Annotated in this window: 14 protein-coding genes; 3 read left to right on the forward strand and 11 right to left on the reverse strand. The window is 67.5% G+C overall.

Features of this window, described 5'->3' with window-relative positions; translation table 11 throughout:
- Nucleotides 1-55 precede the first annotated feature (55 nt).
- Complete coding sequence (locus VD997_15055) at nucleotides 56-769, reverse strand: ATP-dependent Clp protease proteolytic subunit (protein HYE63308.1); 714 nt, start codon at nucleotides 767-769, stop codon at nucleotides 56-58.
- Between the two features lie 30 nt (nucleotides 770-799).
- Nucleotides 800-1,402 carry an ATP-dependent Clp protease proteolytic subunit gene (locus VD997_15060; GenBank protein HYE63309.1) on the reverse strand — a complete coding sequence of 201 codons (603 nt, stop codon included), beginning with the start codon at nucleotides 1,400-1,402 and terminating at the stop codon, nucleotides 800-802.
- A 380-nt stretch (nucleotides 1,403-1,782) separates the two neighbouring features.
- On the opposite strand from VD997_15060, the gene VD997_15065 reads away from it, so the two are divergent.
- Entirely contained in the window at nucleotides 1,783-2,181 is a 399-nt protein-coding gene (locus tag VD997_15065) for a hypothetical protein (protein HYE63310.1), read from the forward strand.
- A 6-nt stretch (nucleotides 2,182-2,187) separates the two neighbouring features.
- On the opposite strand, the gene VD997_15070 is transcribed toward VD997_15065, so the two are convergent.
- The 3 genes from VD997_15070 to VD997_15080 form a co-directional block, all read right to left on the reverse strand.
- Nucleotides 2,188-4,725 (reverse strand): immunoglobulin domain-containing protein, encoded by a 2,538-nt coding sequence (locus VD997_15070; protein ID HYE63311.1) that lies wholly within the window; start codon nucleotides 4,723-4,725, stop codon nucleotides 2,188-2,190.
- Nucleotides 4,726-4,816: 91 nt separating this feature from the next.
- A complete protein-coding gene (locus VD997_15075) occupies nucleotides 4,817-5,452 on the reverse strand; it encodes an HAD-IA family hydrolase (protein HYE63312.1) in 636 nt (211 codons plus the stop codon).
- 181 nt (nucleotides 5,453-5,633) lie between these two features.
- The gene (locus tag VD997_15080; GenBank protein ID HYE63313.1) at nucleotides 5,634-5,954 is read right to left on the reverse strand and encodes a hypothetical protein; all 321 of its coding nucleotides are present in this window, start codon (nucleotides 5,952-5,954) and stop codon (nucleotides 5,634-5,636) included.
- 156 nt (nucleotides 5,955-6,110) lie between these two features.
- Between VD997_15080 and amrB the strand changes: the two genes are divergently transcribed.
- A complete protein-coding gene (gene amrB, locus VD997_15085; GenBank protein ID HYE63314.1) occupies nucleotides 6,111-7,472 on the forward strand; it encodes an AmmeMemoRadiSam system protein B in 1,362 nt (453 codons plus the stop codon).
- On the forward strand, nucleotides 7,472-7,831 hold the full coding sequence (locus VD997_15090) for a hypothetical protein (protein HYE63315.1): 360 nt from the start codon (nucleotides 7,472-7,474) through the stop codon (nucleotides 7,829-7,831). Before amrB ends, VD997_15090 begins: the two co-directional genes overlap by 1 nt.
- Nucleotides 7,832-7,908: 77 nt before the next feature.
- Here the strand turns inward: VD997_15090 and plsY are convergent, their stop codons facing one another.
- The 6 genes from plsY to VD997_15120 form a co-directional block, all read right to left on the reverse strand.
- On the reverse strand, nucleotides 7,909-8,649 hold the full coding sequence (gene plsY / locus VD997_15095) for a glycerol-3-phosphate 1-O-acyltransferase PlsY (protein ID HYE63316.1): 741 nt from the start codon (nucleotides 8,647-8,649) through the stop codon (nucleotides 7,909-7,911).
- 70 nt (nucleotides 8,650-8,719) lie between these two features.
- Complete coding sequence (gene tmk, locus VD997_15100; GenBank protein ID HYE63317.1) at nucleotides 8,720-9,394, reverse strand: dTMP kinase; 675 nt, start codon at nucleotides 9,392-9,394, stop codon at nucleotides 8,720-8,722.
- A 158-nt stretch (nucleotides 9,395-9,552) separates the two neighbouring features.
- Nucleotides 9,553-10,701 carry an LptF/LptG family permease gene (locus VD997_15105; GenBank protein HYE63318.1) on the reverse strand — a complete coding sequence of 383 codons (1,149 nt, stop codon included), beginning with the start codon at nucleotides 10,699-10,701 and terminating at the stop codon, nucleotides 9,553-9,555.
- Nucleotides 10,702-11,355, reverse strand: coding sequence for a phosphatase PAP2 family protein (locus VD997_15110; protein ID HYE63319.1), 654 nt, complete (start codon nucleotides 11,353-11,355; stop codon nucleotides 10,702-10,704).
- On the reverse strand, nucleotides 11,352-13,019 hold the full coding sequence (locus VD997_15115; GenBank protein ID HYE63320.1) for a glycosyltransferase family 39 protein: 1,668 nt from the start codon (nucleotides 13,017-13,019) through the stop codon (nucleotides 11,352-11,354). The genes VD997_15110 and VD997_15115 overlap by 4 nt, the downstream gene beginning before the upstream one ends.
- Nucleotides 13,020-13,143: 124 nt before the next feature.
- On the reverse strand, nucleotides 13,144-14,829 hold the full coding sequence (locus tag VD997_15120; protein ID HYE63321.1) for an LptF/LptG family permease: 1,686 nt from the start codon (nucleotides 14,827-14,829) through the stop codon (nucleotides 13,144-13,146).
- Nucleotides 14,830-14,881: the final 52 nt, after the last annotated feature.

Genomic DNA, 14,881 nt, shown 5'->3' on the forward strand with positions numbered 1-14,881 from the left:
CTCCGCTGTCTGATTCCGGTTTCCGCGTTCCGGTTTCCGGTTTCCGGTTTCCAAGTTACTCCGCGTCGATGTCCTTGCTCCGCTTGTGCTCGGGCATCCGCTCCAGCACGGCGTCCACGAGCCCGTACTCGAGCATTTCCTTCTCATCCAGCCACTTGTTGCGGTCGCAGTCCCGCGCGATGCGGTCGAAGGGCTGCCCGGTCGCCTCGGCGTACAGGTTGTACAGCCGCTCGCGGATCCGCAGCATCTCGCGGGCCTCGATCTCGATGTCGCTGGCCTGGCCTTCCATGACGCCGCCCAGCAGCGGCTGGTGCATCAGGTTGCGGGCGTTGGGCAGCGTGAACCGCTTGCCCTTGGTCCCCGCGCACGCCAGCACGCTGCCCATGCTCGCGGCCTGTCCGATGATGTACGTGCAGATGTCGCACTGCACGAACTTCATCGTGTCCAGCATTCCCAATCCCGCCGACACGCTGCCGCCCGGGCTGTTGATGTACAGGTGAATGTCCTGCTTGGGGTCCTCGTTGGCGAGGAACAGCAGCTGCGCGACTACGAGATTGGCGATTTCGTCGGTCACCGGCCCGCCCAGGAAGATGATCCGGTCCTTCAACAGGCGGGAGTAGATGTCGTACGCGCGCTCGCCGCGCTGCGACTTCTCGATCACGATCGGCACCAGGTAGGACATCTCAGGTTCCTTCGCGCTCGCGGCGCCGGGGCGCCGCGAGGTAAGACTCGTCTTCGTGAGGCTCTGAATGGTTCGGATAGGACTCATGGGACTCAGAGGACTGATAGGACTGGGCAACTACCGGGCAAAGATCGCCGGCTTCGCCTCTTTCGGGGGCTCGGTCAGCACCTCATCCGCCAGCCCGTACTTCACCGCCTCCTCGGCGCTGAAGTACTTGTCACGCTCGCTGTCGCGCTGCACCACCTCCACCGGCTGGCCGGTGTGCATCGCGATGATCCGCGTCAGCTCCGCCTTGCTCTTGATGATCTGCTCGGCCTGGATCTTGATGTCCTCGGCCTGGCCCGTGATCCCGCCGTAGGGCTGGTGGATCATCACCTTTGCGTGCGGCAGCAGGTACCGCTTGCCCTTGGCCCCCGCCGTCAGCAGCAGCGCCCCGCCCGAGTACGCCCGGCCCAGGCAGTACGTGCTCACCGGGCTGGAGAGGAACCGCATGGTGTCGTACAGCGCCAGCGTGTCGTCCACGGCCCCGCCCGGGGAGTTGATGTAGAAGTTGATCTCCTGCCCGCGCTTCTGGTTCTCCAGGTACAGCATCTGCATCATCACGCGGGCCGCGGAGGCCTGGTTGATCTCCCCGATCAGGAAGACAATCCGGTTCTCCAGCAGCAGCTCATCGATGGTCATTTCGCGGGTGCGCTGATACGACACGTTCGCGGCGGGCATAGGTCGTTCCTGTCGGGCTTGTGGTCAGCCCAGGTGAATCCAACACGTCTCAAACAGTCTTCCACCACCCCAGCGCCGATGGTAGTCCCACCGCCCGCTCGGTCCGCCTTCATCGGCACTCCCGGGTGGGAGGGTTAAGGCCGGCGTGAGAGACAGTGCAACTCTCATGCCGCCGTTCACCCGCGTTTCCGACCATGCAGCCCCGCCTCAGCCCGGCGACAACTGCCGAAATGGCACGTGCTTGCGCCATCCATCACGACATTCGTAAGAAGCCGCGCACCCTCACGACGCGGGGACTGAGGCGTCCTCGCCGAAGTCCCGGGTTGGCGGCGACTCGCGCCCTCACGGCCGCACGCCCACCGCGCGGTAGCCTCCCCATCATGCCCGGGCGAACCCCGCCAGCCAAGCCGCTCGAATCCTGCCTCCCCGTCATCCTCGCGGTGATCTTCATCGGGGGCATGTTCATCAGCGTCCTCTATTACGCCGCGATCGAGGGCTTCCTCACCACGTTGTTGCTGGTCGCGGTGCTGATCGTGCTTCCAGGAGGGGGCGTGCTGCTTTTCGCCTGGCACACCGCCCCCCACCGCGTCGCCCGCCGCCGCCTCGCCAGCGCCGCCTGCCCCGAGTGTGGCTACGACCGCCACGCCGCCCCCGCGAACGCCCCCTGCCCCGAGTGCGGCACCACCCCCGACCTCTGCCACCACTGCGGCCACTACCGCAAGGACCTCACCCGCGCGGACCCCTGCCCCGAATGCGGCCGCGTCCCTCCCCCGCCCTGAACCTACTCAGCAGGCCCCGCCTCCCAGCACGCGGAAGAAGCTCTCGATGTCCTGGTCCGTCCCAACGTTCCCATCCCCATTCACATCCGCACTCCCGCACGCCGCGCAGCACGTACCACCCAGGCACGCAAAGAACGCCTCAATGTCCTGATCGGTGCCGGTGTCGCCGTCGCGGTTGAAGTCGGCGGGTGAGAACACGGTCAGCACAGCAGGTTCGCTGTAGAAGTTACCACAGGGTGTTGTGACTCGAAGACGGATCGAACTGCCGCTCACGCTCGTGGGAGGACGCGTGATCGTGAGCGTGTTTGTGTCAGCGCTCTGAACCCAGAAGTGTCCGTTAAGTTCATGAGGTCCATACATCCACCGGTAGGCGGGGGGCGGGCCGCCCGCCACACTCGCATGTAGCTGCACGGTCTCGCACTGCGTCATCTGCACGTCCTGGGGGTGCTCGACGAACTCCGGAATGTTCTGAAGCAAACCCTCTGCAAATCGCGGGCTTGCGATCGTGCCGATGCTCTCAAACTCGCCTCCGATGACGATTCGTCCTCCAGGCAGCTCGGCCACCGCCCAGGCACGCGGCCCTACATCCGCAGTGAGCTGCGGCCAGAAGCTCCGTGCGAACATCGCAAATCGCCGCTCGTTTGCTGCTGCACTCTGATAGAGAACGAAAAAGTCGCCATCCCTGCGTTTTAGCAGGCTCTGAACTGGATTCCTCGGCGCTCCCGCGACTCCGCCCCACCGTGCGAAAACCGAGTTGGGCGGGCCGGTCAGCAACGAATGGATACCGAGAGAGAATGTCCATCCATCGGGAGCGGTGTACCAGTTCTCGAAGCCCCCGCCTGCGAAGTAGTACCGTCCCAGACTGTCAGCGACTACAGACCGGATCGACGCGAATCCAAACCCCCCATCGACATGCCAGCCTGAGCCGTCCCAGCGCCAGATCGCGTTTGTGCTTGCGACGATCGCTCCGTCCTCCCCGATCGACACGGATCGGACCTGCCCCGATGTGATTCCGGAGCCAATCGGAGTCGCAGCCGAGCCATCCCACCATGCGATGCGGTTCACGGCGCTACCGCCTGCCTCAGTGAAGTCGCCAGCGATCAACAGGCGGCCATCCTCGGCGACGCTCATTGCAAGTACTGGACCGTTGATCCCTTCGCCGTAGCTCGACCAAGTCGCACCATCCCACCTGGCCAGCCTGTTTACCGCCACACCATTGACACTCGTCATTCCTTGATCGGCAACGATCAGGTCGCCGTTCTGCAAGACGCACATGGCGTCGGGACGTGTGGTCCCCGTACCGATGACCTCCCATTGCGAGCCCGTGCGACGGTAAATTCCCCCCGACCTACCGAAGGAGGAGTTCTGCCCAGGGAGCACATACATGCCATAAACGCCCGCGTAGAGCGTGCCGTCGGGAGCGACAGCAAACGCCTGGATGGCGCCGACTGCCGGCTCCTGCGTGTCGAGCCAGTGTGTCCCGTTCCACGTCGTCAGCGGCGTCTGAATCATGGCTCCCCCGAGCAGCATTCCGCCCGCGGCAGCAATCATCCCGGTGGGCAACTGCGCCGCGGTAAGCACGCCTTGGCGGACACCATTCGCCATCGGTGACCACGTAACACCATCCCACACGGCGGCGGACCGTGCGGCAACTGCGTCGGCAGAGGTGAAGTTCCCGAGTGCGCACAATCGCCCATCCTGCAGTTCCAGGAGCGAGTGGACCGCTCCATCACATCCACCTGCCAATCGCTGCCAAGCGGTCCCGTCCCATCGCGCTACATTGCTCGCCGGCAAGCCGCCTGCTGAATTGAAGAGGCCCCCGACGGCAATGCTGCCGTCGCTCATCGGCCGCACTGCGTAGATGTGCGGCGGCCCATCGGCGAGCAGCCCCGGTCCCAATGCTTGCCACGCCACACCGTTCCATCGTGCAACACCTCGCGCAGGCGTGCTGCCGACACCGCTGAACTCGCCCCCGGCGATCAGCGTCCCGTTGGCAACGGCCGCGAGTGATTCCACCGGAGCGTCGAATCCCTCTCCAAGCGGCTTCCACGTGGTCCCGGTCCAATGAACCACATGTGCCCGCCCCGACTCTGCCCCGATGTCTCCCGCGGCCACGACGTCTCCGTTCGACAGCACTGTCACCGCCCGCACGCCAGGGAGTGAGCCCCCCATTGGAGCCCAGACGCCGCCACTGCACGTGCTCACGCTTCCGCCACCTCCAGCGATCAACCGACCATCAGCGTGCACCGCCAATGACCGAATTTGGAATGTGACCCCCGCACCAATTGCGTGCCACTGCTCACCATCCCACCGCGCGACGTTGCTCGCCCGCACCGCTCCCGCCCACTGGAAGTTGCCGCCCACGACGAGTTGCGGCCCGTCCGGCCCGGGCCCGTCGTGATCCCACACCGCCATCGCGTACATCTCTCCGTTCACACCACCGAACGGATTCTCAGTGGACCACGCGATGGTGCACTGGCCGCGCGAAACCGTCCCCGCGCACACCACCACAACAACCGCCACGATTAAGTGCAGCAGCCGCATCCACCCATCATGACAACCCACCCCGCCGATGCAACACAACTTCCGCGGGATGAACGCGGTTCAATGCGCGCGAGTGACCCACCCCTCACCCCTACAGGACCTCATACCTCGCCAGATGCCGCGCCAGCTGCGCCGCCGTGTCCCCCGTGTGATCGATCTGCTCCGCGTGCCACCCCACCTGGTGCGCGGCCACCACATTGTCAGGCAGGTCATCAAAGAACAGAATGTCCGTGCCGCTGAACCCCGTCGCCCGCTCGAAGGCGCGGTAGATCTCCAGCGACGGCTTCGCGTGCCCCAGCAGGTGGCTCGCGTGCTTGTGCTTCAGCAGGCCGGCCGTGGGGAAGTCTGCCATCCGCGCCCAGTGGCACGCGTTGGTGTTGCTCAGCAGCGCCGTCTCCACCCGCGGCAGCGCGACAAGCTTGCGGATCAACTCCGCGACGCCGGAGTACTCCTCCGTCAGCCACGCATCGTGCACGCGCCGCACTTCCTCCGGCGTGTACAGCCCGCCCGTCGCCTTCGCCAGCGCGGGATAGAACTCCGCGGCCTCGATCTGCCCCGCCTGAAACCGCTGGTTCAGCGCCCGCCGCTCCATCACCAGCTCGATCGCCTCATGCCCCGCGCGCACGTCAATCCCCGCGCTCGCGCACGCATCCGCCCAGCACCGATGGTGCTTGAGGATCACCCCACCCCAGTCAAACACAACACAACGCGGCGGTTTCCAGCTCACGTGGGGAGTCTAATCGCACACGGCCCAAAAAAGAGCCGATCGCGCGAGCGATCGAACGCTCCTTCTCGCCCTGGTCTCTCGATCGCCTGCGCGATCGGCTCTTTTCAAAAACAAAGCGACCCCTCCGCAGGGGTCGCTCGAAACGTTACTGTGCCACGATCACGCTTCGTGATCGTGTTCTTTACCCGGCCTTGATCGTCACGAACGGCGAAACCCGCTCGATGCTCGCCGCCAGGTCGTGGCTGTACGGCATCGTCCAGCTCTCGCCCTTGGACACGTGCACGACCTTGGCCGACTTCTCGCGGCTGTACCAGTCGCGGTTGCCGCGGTTGTACACGATCATGCGCTGGCGACGCATCCGCTGCGCCCGCCGCAGGGCCCGCTTGGACTCGGGATCGAGCCGCATCAGGCGGGCGATGGTGTCCGCCTGGTCATCGGTCTTCGGGGCCTTGCTGATGGTGCACACCAGGTTCTGGCCCGGCTTGAACTTCGACACGTCCATACCAACCTCCAAACGGCCGGCTCTCCCGGCAGGGCGGGAAGTGTAGGCGGTAGCCCCGCCAGTTCCACACATCAGCCCCCATCACGCCCCGATTCGGCCCCCAAACCCGGCCACGCACCCCCCTTCCAAGCCCGCATCCACCTAGACTCCCCCCCAATGACCACTTCCGACGCCGCCCAGCCCAAGTTCGACCCCAATGCCCACCACATGGAGCATCCCCGCCTCCGCCCCGTCCGGGGGTTCAGGGCCCAGGCCGGCGAGCAGGAAGCCCTCGGCCTCGCGGACGCCCGTCAGGTCTCTGACCGGGTGGTTTTCACCGCGCCCGCCGCCCAGCTCATCCTGCCGCTGATGGACGGCAAGAAGTCCATCAACGAGATCGTTGCCCAGGTCGGCCGCGGCCTTACCCGCCCCGACGTCGAGGGCCTCGTCGCCCAGCTCGACCACGCCGGCCTGCTCTTCGGCCCCACCTTTGACGCGATGCTCCAGAAGATGCGCAAGGAATTCGACAGCGCAACCGCCCTGCCCCCCGGCACCACGGCCGCGCTCGCCGACGCCCTCGTCGAGGCCGACTTCCAGCAGCGCGGGCAGACCGCCACCGACGAGGACAAGTCCGCCAACGCCGCGGCCAAGCTCCGCGAGGCCATGGACGCCTGGATCGCCGCGGCCCTCAAGGACGTGCCCAACCCCAGCCTCGACACCCTCCCCGCCGGCATCGTCGCGCCGCACATCGATTACCCCCGCGGTTGGCTGAACTACGCCAGCGTCTGGGGCCGCCTCCGCGTCGCCGACCGCCCCGACCGCGTGATCATCCTCGGCACCAACCACTTCGGTGAGGGCACCGGCGTGACCGGTTGCGACAAGGGCTATGAGTCGCCCCTGGGCGTGTGCCCTGTGGATACGCAGCTCCTCGACACGCTTAAGAAGCACTTGGGCGCCGACAACGCGACCAAGCTCCTGGCCAACCGCTACGACCACGAGCGCGAGCACTCCATCGAGCTGCAGATCCCGTGGATCCAGCACTGCCTGGGCGCGGGCGACGACGGCAGCTTCTGCAAGGTCTTCGGCGTGCTCATCCACGACCCCACGGTGAAGGACGGCGAGAGCTACGACGGCAACGGCCTCGCCCTCGAGCCGTTCATCAAGGCCATGAAGGCAACCATCGCCGAGCTGCCCGGGCGCACGCTCATCGTGTCATCCGCCGACCTCTCGCACGTGGGCCCCGCCTTCGGCGACCAGCAGACCCTCGCCGGGGACGACCAGCAGGCCAACGACGCCCGCAATCGCGTCTTCGCCCACGACCGCGACATGATCCAGCTGATCATGGAGCGCAAGCCCGACGAGCTCGTCGCCGCGATGAGCTGGCAGCAGAATCCGACGCGCTGGTGCTCGATCGGCAACCTCGTGGCGGCGCTCAAGATCGTCGAGCCCACCAGCGTGGACCTCTACAACTTCGCCGCCAGCATGGACGAGCAGGGCACGACCCTGGTCAGCAACGTGGGCATGGCGCTGAACAAGTGATGACGGTCCTCGCGGTCGCGCCACTGCAGATCGGCGCGTACGTGCTGGCCGCCATCCTCGTCCCCTTCGGCATCTTCATGCTCTGGGGCGGGCGCGACTTCACGCCGCCGCCGCTGGATGACGAGCTCCACCCGCCGCCACCGCCGCGCACGCGCCTGCACGCCTTCCGCGCCACGCTGACGCGCGCCACCCGCACCGCCTTCGGCCTCTGCTCCCTCATCACCGCCTGGCACGCCATCGCCTGGACCCACCCCAAGGTCCACCTGCTCCACGTCCCCCTCGACCGCTGGTGGGTCCTCGCCTTGGGCGTATTGATCGCCGTGTGGTCCAGCCTCGCCATGGACCGCCACTTCAAGTAGCGGTGGGGGAGCATTAGGGGACCGTGCCGTGATCGTCCGGACGTGCCACCGAGATGTCTTCATCTCGGTGCTCTTCGCTATCCCTTCATCGGAGGCTGCGAACCCGGCACCACGCCCTTCTTCTCCCCCACCCGCGGCTCCGTCCCCGCCCGTAGCCGCTTGATGTTCGCCCGGTGCGTCCAAACCACCAGGCCCGCCAGAAGCACGGCCACCGCCATGTACGGCCACCCATCCTCGAACCGCACCACCCGCCCCTGCTCGCGCGGCATGTCGTTGAACAGCGGCCCATCCATGAGCAGCCAATCAACCACCACAATCACCGGCAACGCCAACCCCGCCAGGATCGACGACACGCTGATCGTCCGCCACACCGCCAGTGCCAGCAGCCACACGATGAACGCTCCCGCGCCCGCAATGGTGAAGTGCGGGAACACCCCCATCATCGCCCCCAGCGCCGTCGCCACGCCCTTCCCGCCCTTGAACTTCAGCCACGGCGAAAAAACGTGCCCCAGCACCGCCGCCACCATCACCGCCAGCCACACCAGCGCCACCCGCTGATCCGCCCACTCTCGAGCCCCGCCCCCGATCGCCCCCAGCACGATTCCCGCCCCCAGCGTCGGCGCGAAGCCCTTGAGAAAGTCCAGCGCAAAGCACAGGAAGAAGAACTTCCGCCCCAGCACCCGCCCCACGTTCGTCGCCCCAATGTTCCCCGACCCGTGCTGCCGGATGTCGATGCCCTTGGCGCGCCCGATGAACAGCCCGAAGGGGATCGAGCCTGCGAAGAACGCACCCAGAATTAGCAGCACTTCACGCATCATGTGCCACGATCACGCTTCGTGATCGTGTCCTTGTTCCACCGCGCACGATCATGAAGACATGATCGTGGCACTACAACCGCTCCGGCAACTTCCGCACCAGCTCTGCCCACACCTCATCCGGCCCTTTGCTCGCATCGATCACCAGGTGCCGCCCCGGCTCCTGGCGCGCCAGCTCCAGGTACCCCTGCCGCACCTTGCGGTGGAACTCGCTGCCGCGTGCCTCGATCCGGTCGGGGCCCTTGTTCTCGCGGTCGTTCGCCGTCGCCCCCAGCAGCGGGTTGATCCGGCGCGCCGCCGTGACCTCATCCACGTCGAAGATGATGACGACGTCCGGCACGGTCCCCTGGAGCGCGATGTCCGCCGCGGCCGCGATCTCCTTGACCGGCACGCCCCCCGCGTAGCCCTGGTACGCGAACGTCGACGACACGAACCTGTCCGCGATCACGAGCTCCCCGCGCCGGAGCGCCGGCCGGATCCGCTGTTCGACGAGCTGGCTGCGGCTGGCCATGTACAGCAGCATCTCGCACCGCAGCGTCATGTCCGCATGGGCGTGATCAAGCAGGATCTCGCGCACCCGCTCGCCGATGGCGGTCCCGCCCGGCTCGCGCACCTCGCAGCACGTGACGTCCGCGTCCTTGCACGCCCCCAGCAGCCGCCGGTACTGCGTGCTCTTCCCCGACCCGTCCGGCCCTTCAAAGGCCAGGAACTTCCCCCGCAATCGGCTGATCCAAGGCAGCGACGTCATTCAACCCCAGTGTACCCGCAAGCCCCCTCACACCCCCAAACCCACAACTTTCCACCACCCCGTCATCCCTGCTCTCCCCTTCCCCCTTTCCCCACCCTCGCCTTTCTCTGTGCCCCTCTGTGCACCCTCTGTGTCTCTGTGGTGAACTGCCTTCTGCCTTACGTCCGGATGCTCGACACCGCCGCCACCGCCAGCGGTATCAGCACCATCACCGGGATAAACACCGACAGCTGCGGCGGCAGCCCCGGGATGGCCGCGCTGGTCCCCACCATCGTCGCCACGAACCCCACCAGCGTCACCGGCGCCGACATCAGCGTCTGCACCAGCACGTTCCCCGGCTCACGCCGGATGTAGAACGGCAGGCACACCAGCAGCAGCAGCACCGTGCTCGCGTACTGCGCTACCCGCCCCCAGCGCACCCGCTCATACCGCTCGATCCGCTGCGCCGGCGGCTTGGGCTGGCCCTTGTAGTTCTCAATCAGCAGCGACAGGTCCCGCGTCGACAGGTTGTTGGCATACCCCTCGAACCGCCGCAGTTTGAGGGCCGTGGGGTCCAGGTCCGTTTCCAGGCTCGCCACCGGCACGATCTCCCGCCGCGGCCTCACCGCTTGGGACTGCTGCCCCTGGCGCGACTCCACCTCCCCGCCCTGAAGCACCCACTTCCCGCCATCCCACACCGCCCGCTCCGCGGTGATCCGCCGCGTCATCAGCCCCTGGCCATCCCGCTCCCACACCCACAAACCCTCGATATCCCCCGTGTCCAGCACCACGTTCCGCGCATAGAACAGCCGCCCCTGCGCATCGCTCGTCAGCGGCTGCGGCGTCGTCCCCAGTGTTCGCGATCCCGCATCGCCCTTGTCCCGCGTCAGCAGCGGCGCCAGCCTGGGAATCACGAACTCCCGGTTCACCGCGCTCAGCACCACCAGCCCCAGCGCCGCCAGCACGATCGGGCGCGCCACACGGTGCAAACTCAGCCCGCCCGCCAGAATCGCCACGAACTCCCGGTGCCGGTTCAGCTGCGCGCACGTGAACCCCATCGCCCCGATCAGGATCACCCCGAGCAGCGCGTTGTACAGCAGAAACAGTCGCGGCCACCACAGGTCAAACACCAGGTACAGCGCCGTCGCAAAGTTCGCCACCGCCGACGGCTTGCTCCCGGCGGCGGCGTGGTACCGGTCCGCCACCTTCACGTACTCGTCGAAGTTCAGCGAGAAGTCGATCCCGATGATCACCGCGAACAGCACCGCGAACAACACCAGGATGTTGAGCAGGTACTGCCGCACGATGTACCGGTCCAGCAACGACATTCAGCCCGCCCTTCGCCCATCCACCGCCAGCAGCCCCCGCACCACACCATAGCTCAGCACCCCCGCCACATAGACGTCGCTCAGAAAGTGCGCCCCGCTGATCAGCCGCGTCACGCAGCAGCCCACCGCCAGCGCCACCGCCACCGCCCCCACCCGCGGCCACAGCGCCGCCACCATCATCGCCCCCCCGAACGCCACCCCTGCGTGCGAGCTCGCCAGCCCCAGCCCCCGCACCAGCTCGCCCCCCGGCACCTCGTCCATCACCCAGCGGAACACATACTCGCCGTTGGTGCCCGGCCGGAACCGCTGCACCACGCCCTTCAAGACCTCCGCCGCCGCGCCGCCCAGCGCCGCCGCCAGGAACACCATCGACGCCCGCCGCAGCTTCCCCTCCGCCCACCACATGAACACCGCCGCGATGAACCACGCCGGCAGGTACCCCACCTGCCGGAACAGCTGGTACCAGTCCTTCCGCTCCACGCTCTCGAACGTTGCGCGGTCGAGCGTGAACCGCTCCCACACCCAGCGGTCAATCAGCGTCACCAGCAGCAGCCCGACCACCAGCGCGAGCGCCACCACCAGCCCGCGCACGCGTCGCGCCCGCCGCTCGTGTGGTGCGAGCAACGCCGCGGGCACGCTGTGTGGAACGCTCACTTCCCACCGCCCTTCGGCAGCATCTCATCGAGCGTTGGCGGCGCCCCCTCGGTCCGCAGGCCGCCCTTCGGGAACCCCTTGAATCCGTACCCCTTGAACGCGGGCCGGTCGCGCTTGCCATCGGCCCGCAGCTTGCCGATCTCCACCACCCGCTCGAACAGCGGCGCCCAGTCCTGGAACCGCGCCCCGTTCATCACCGCCGGCCGCCCGATCAGCGACGGGTACTCCGCGCTCGCCTCCACGCCCACCGTCCCGCGCTTGCGCAGGTCCGTATCAGGCCAGAAGTCGTACGGCGACACCCGCCCGTTCAGGAGCAGGCTCGAGCAGCAGAACACTGTCGGCCGCCCCGGCATGTAGAACGCAAACTGCGACGCCCGCCCGTAGTGCAGCGCGATGACAAAGGGCTCTCGGCCCGTCTCTGCCCGCAGCTCCTCAGCCAGCTCCTGCGCGTGCGACGCCATCACGTCCGCCCCCATGACCCGCCAGACCGGCACGTACTTCCCTACCACCGGCACCTTCGCCAGCCAGTCGATCCGCAGCATCCCCAGCCCCGTCGCCAGCCCGAGGACCAGCGTCGCCCCCCACGCCAGCCGCGTCCACCTCGCCGCACTTCCAGCCAAACCATCGCGCAGGCGCACGACCTGCATCGCCGCGACCGGCACCAGCGTGACAAACGCGGCCATCGCCCAGTTCCCCTGCGGGTTCGTCACCAGACTCACCAGCAGGTACAGCACGAACATCGGCTCGCTCAGCGACAGGCAGTACCGCACCGCCGCCCACCGCGCCGGCTCCTCGCGCCGCGCCCGGCGCGTGTACAACCGCTGCAGCAACGCCAGCAGCAGCATCGGCCCGCCCAGCGCCAGCTGCGACCCCACGTAGTTCAGCGTCCACTGCGGCTTGTACGTCCACCCCTGCCCCCCGCCCTGCCGCACATACTGATCCCCGCCGGGCAGCCCCAGGTGCCCCATCAGGTGCCGCACCGTCGGCCACCCCTGCTCATGATTCCACACCACGATCGGGCTCACGATCACCGCGAACACCGCGAGCGCCAGCAGCCAGTAGAGGAGTGGAGGAGTGGAGGAGTAGAGGAGCGGCGAACCGTCATCCATGCTCCTCCACTCCTCTTCTCCTCTACTCCTGTTCTTCCCCCTACGCCCCAACCACCATGCCAACGCCAGCCCCGGCACCACCATCAGCATCGTGTACTTGTACAGCACACCAACGCCAATCACCGCCCCCAGCCCCACCAGCGCCCACCCCGACCCCCGCAGCACGCGCCACCCCGCCCACGCCGCCACCGCCCAGCACGCCGCGTACGGCCCATCAATCGTGGTGATCAGCCCGAGCGACTGGAACACCGGCATCACGAAGAACACCGCGGCCGCGTACCACGCCACGCGCCGGTCCCGCGTCAGATCAAACGCCAGCCCCGCCACCGCCCACGCCGCGACCCCCGACGCCACGGCCGCGATCGCCCGCACCGCGAACTCGTTCTCCCCCAAGAGCCGCACAAACCCCGCGATCGTCCACGCGATCCCCGGCCCCTTGGTGTAGTACGACAGCGACAGGTGCCGCGACCACTCCCAGTAGTTCGTCTCGTCCTCGATCAGCGTGTACGGGCACAACCACGCCAGGTACGCCAGCCGCGCAAGCGTGATGCCCACGATCAGCAGCAGTGTTCCTTTTGAAGAAGTGGCAAAGTGGCAAAGTGGCGAAGTGGCAAAGTGAGAGGACGCTGCCTCCGGTCGCACTTTGCCACTTTGCCACTCTGCCACTTTGCCACTCTCCTCAGTGCCGCGCCAGCTTCCAGTACACCACCATCGTGTACAGCCCCAGCGCCGCCACCCCCGCCCACATCAGCGCCAGCCCGCCCGCCCCCACCTGCTTGGTCAGCTGCTGCCCGCCGCTGATGGTCACCATCGTCACCAGCGCCGGCGCGAACGTGAACAGGTACACGGTCAGCGGCAGCTTGCGGCTCAGCAGCAGCGCCGTGATCGCCCCCGTCAGCACCATCACTGCGCACGACGCCGCCATCGCCATCCGCTCGTTCTGCTTCCCCAGGATCACCCGGTCCAGCTGCACCAGCCCATCGCGCAGCGCCTGCGGCGCCTCGTCCAGCCGATCCCCCGCCTTCACCCACGCGTCCGCCCGCTCCAGCAGCGCCGCCGGCGGCAGCTTCCGCAGCTCCTCCGCCGGGTCCGGCGACGGCGACAAGCCCTCCAGCGAGAACCCGCTCCGCTCCGTCGCCGCCGTCGAGTCACCCGCGGCCGCGGAATCCCGCACCCGCGCCCGCTCTAAGGTCAACTTGAACGATGCCGCCGCACCGCGCTGCTCGCGCTTCAGCGTCCCCGACTCCGCCGTAATTGTCTGCGTCGACCGCCCCGTCGTCGTCGTGCGCAGCCGCAGCACCTCGACGCCCCCCGCCAGCGTCCACTCGCCGTTGGCGAACGCCAGCCGCCCCACCCGCAGCGACACCGGCTGGTTGCTCCCATCCGCAAACTGGATCGCCTCGCCCCGCGTGCTCGCCTCCTGGATCCGCGCGAGCGTCTGCCGCTGCGCCAGCGCTGTCACCAGCTTCTGCCGCTGCGCATCCACCCAGTTCAGCCGGTACGGGTTGTCCACCAGCCGCCGCAGCTCCCCCCACGACATGAACGCCACCTTCTCCGTGAACGTGTTGGGGATCGTCCACGTCAGCGGCACCTCCTGCACCTGCACCAGCCCCACGCCCTCCACGTACCCCGACGCGTCCTCGAACTCCATCACCACCCGCGACACGCCCTCGCTCGACTCCCCCGCCCCCTCCGCCAACGGGATCAGCCACAGGTTCGCGTGCGCACACGACAGCTCCCGGCGCGGCCTGCCCTCCTTGTCCAGCTCCACGAACGCGAAGTTCGCGAACCGGATCTGGTCCGTAGCGCCCCCCGTGGGCTGCTCGATCGCCAGCGCTCGGTCCGCGTAGATCATCACCTTGCCTTCGCCGCTCCCCCCCCCGACGCCCCCCATCCCCCCGCGGAACTCCACGGCCTCTCCCCGCGTGGTCCCCTGCAGCATCTTCCGCGCCACGTCCACCGTCACCATCTTCTGCATTGTCCGCAGGAACACCGGTATCACCTGCTCGTTGAGCAGCATCAGCCCGCCCGTCAGCACCAGCGCCAGCGCGAGCGCCGGCCCCAGCAGCGCCCGGTGGCTGATCCCACCCGCGTGCGCCGCCACCGCCTCGTTGTCGCTCGCGATCCGGTGGTACACCAGCGTGCTCGCGAAACCGCCCGCGAACGGCAGGGCGTACGCCAGCATCGGCACCATCGCAATCAGCACGAACTTGGGCAGGTCCCCCGCCGACAGCACGCCGTCCGACAGCGGCTTGATCGCCGCCCCCAGCGCAATCACCAGCACCAGCACCGTCGCCGTGAGCGCAACCAGCTTCAGCAGGTCCAGGAACGTGCTGCGGAACAGAGTGAATGAAGGTCGCGCCACAGGGCCCGCATCGTAGCGACCCGTGCCACCGAGATGTCCTCACCTCGGTGGT

The sequence above is a fragment of the Phycisphaerales bacterium genome (assembly GCA_035627955.1).
Classification (GTDB): Bacteria; Planctomycetota; Phycisphaerae; order Phycisphaerales; family UBA1924; genus JAEYTB01.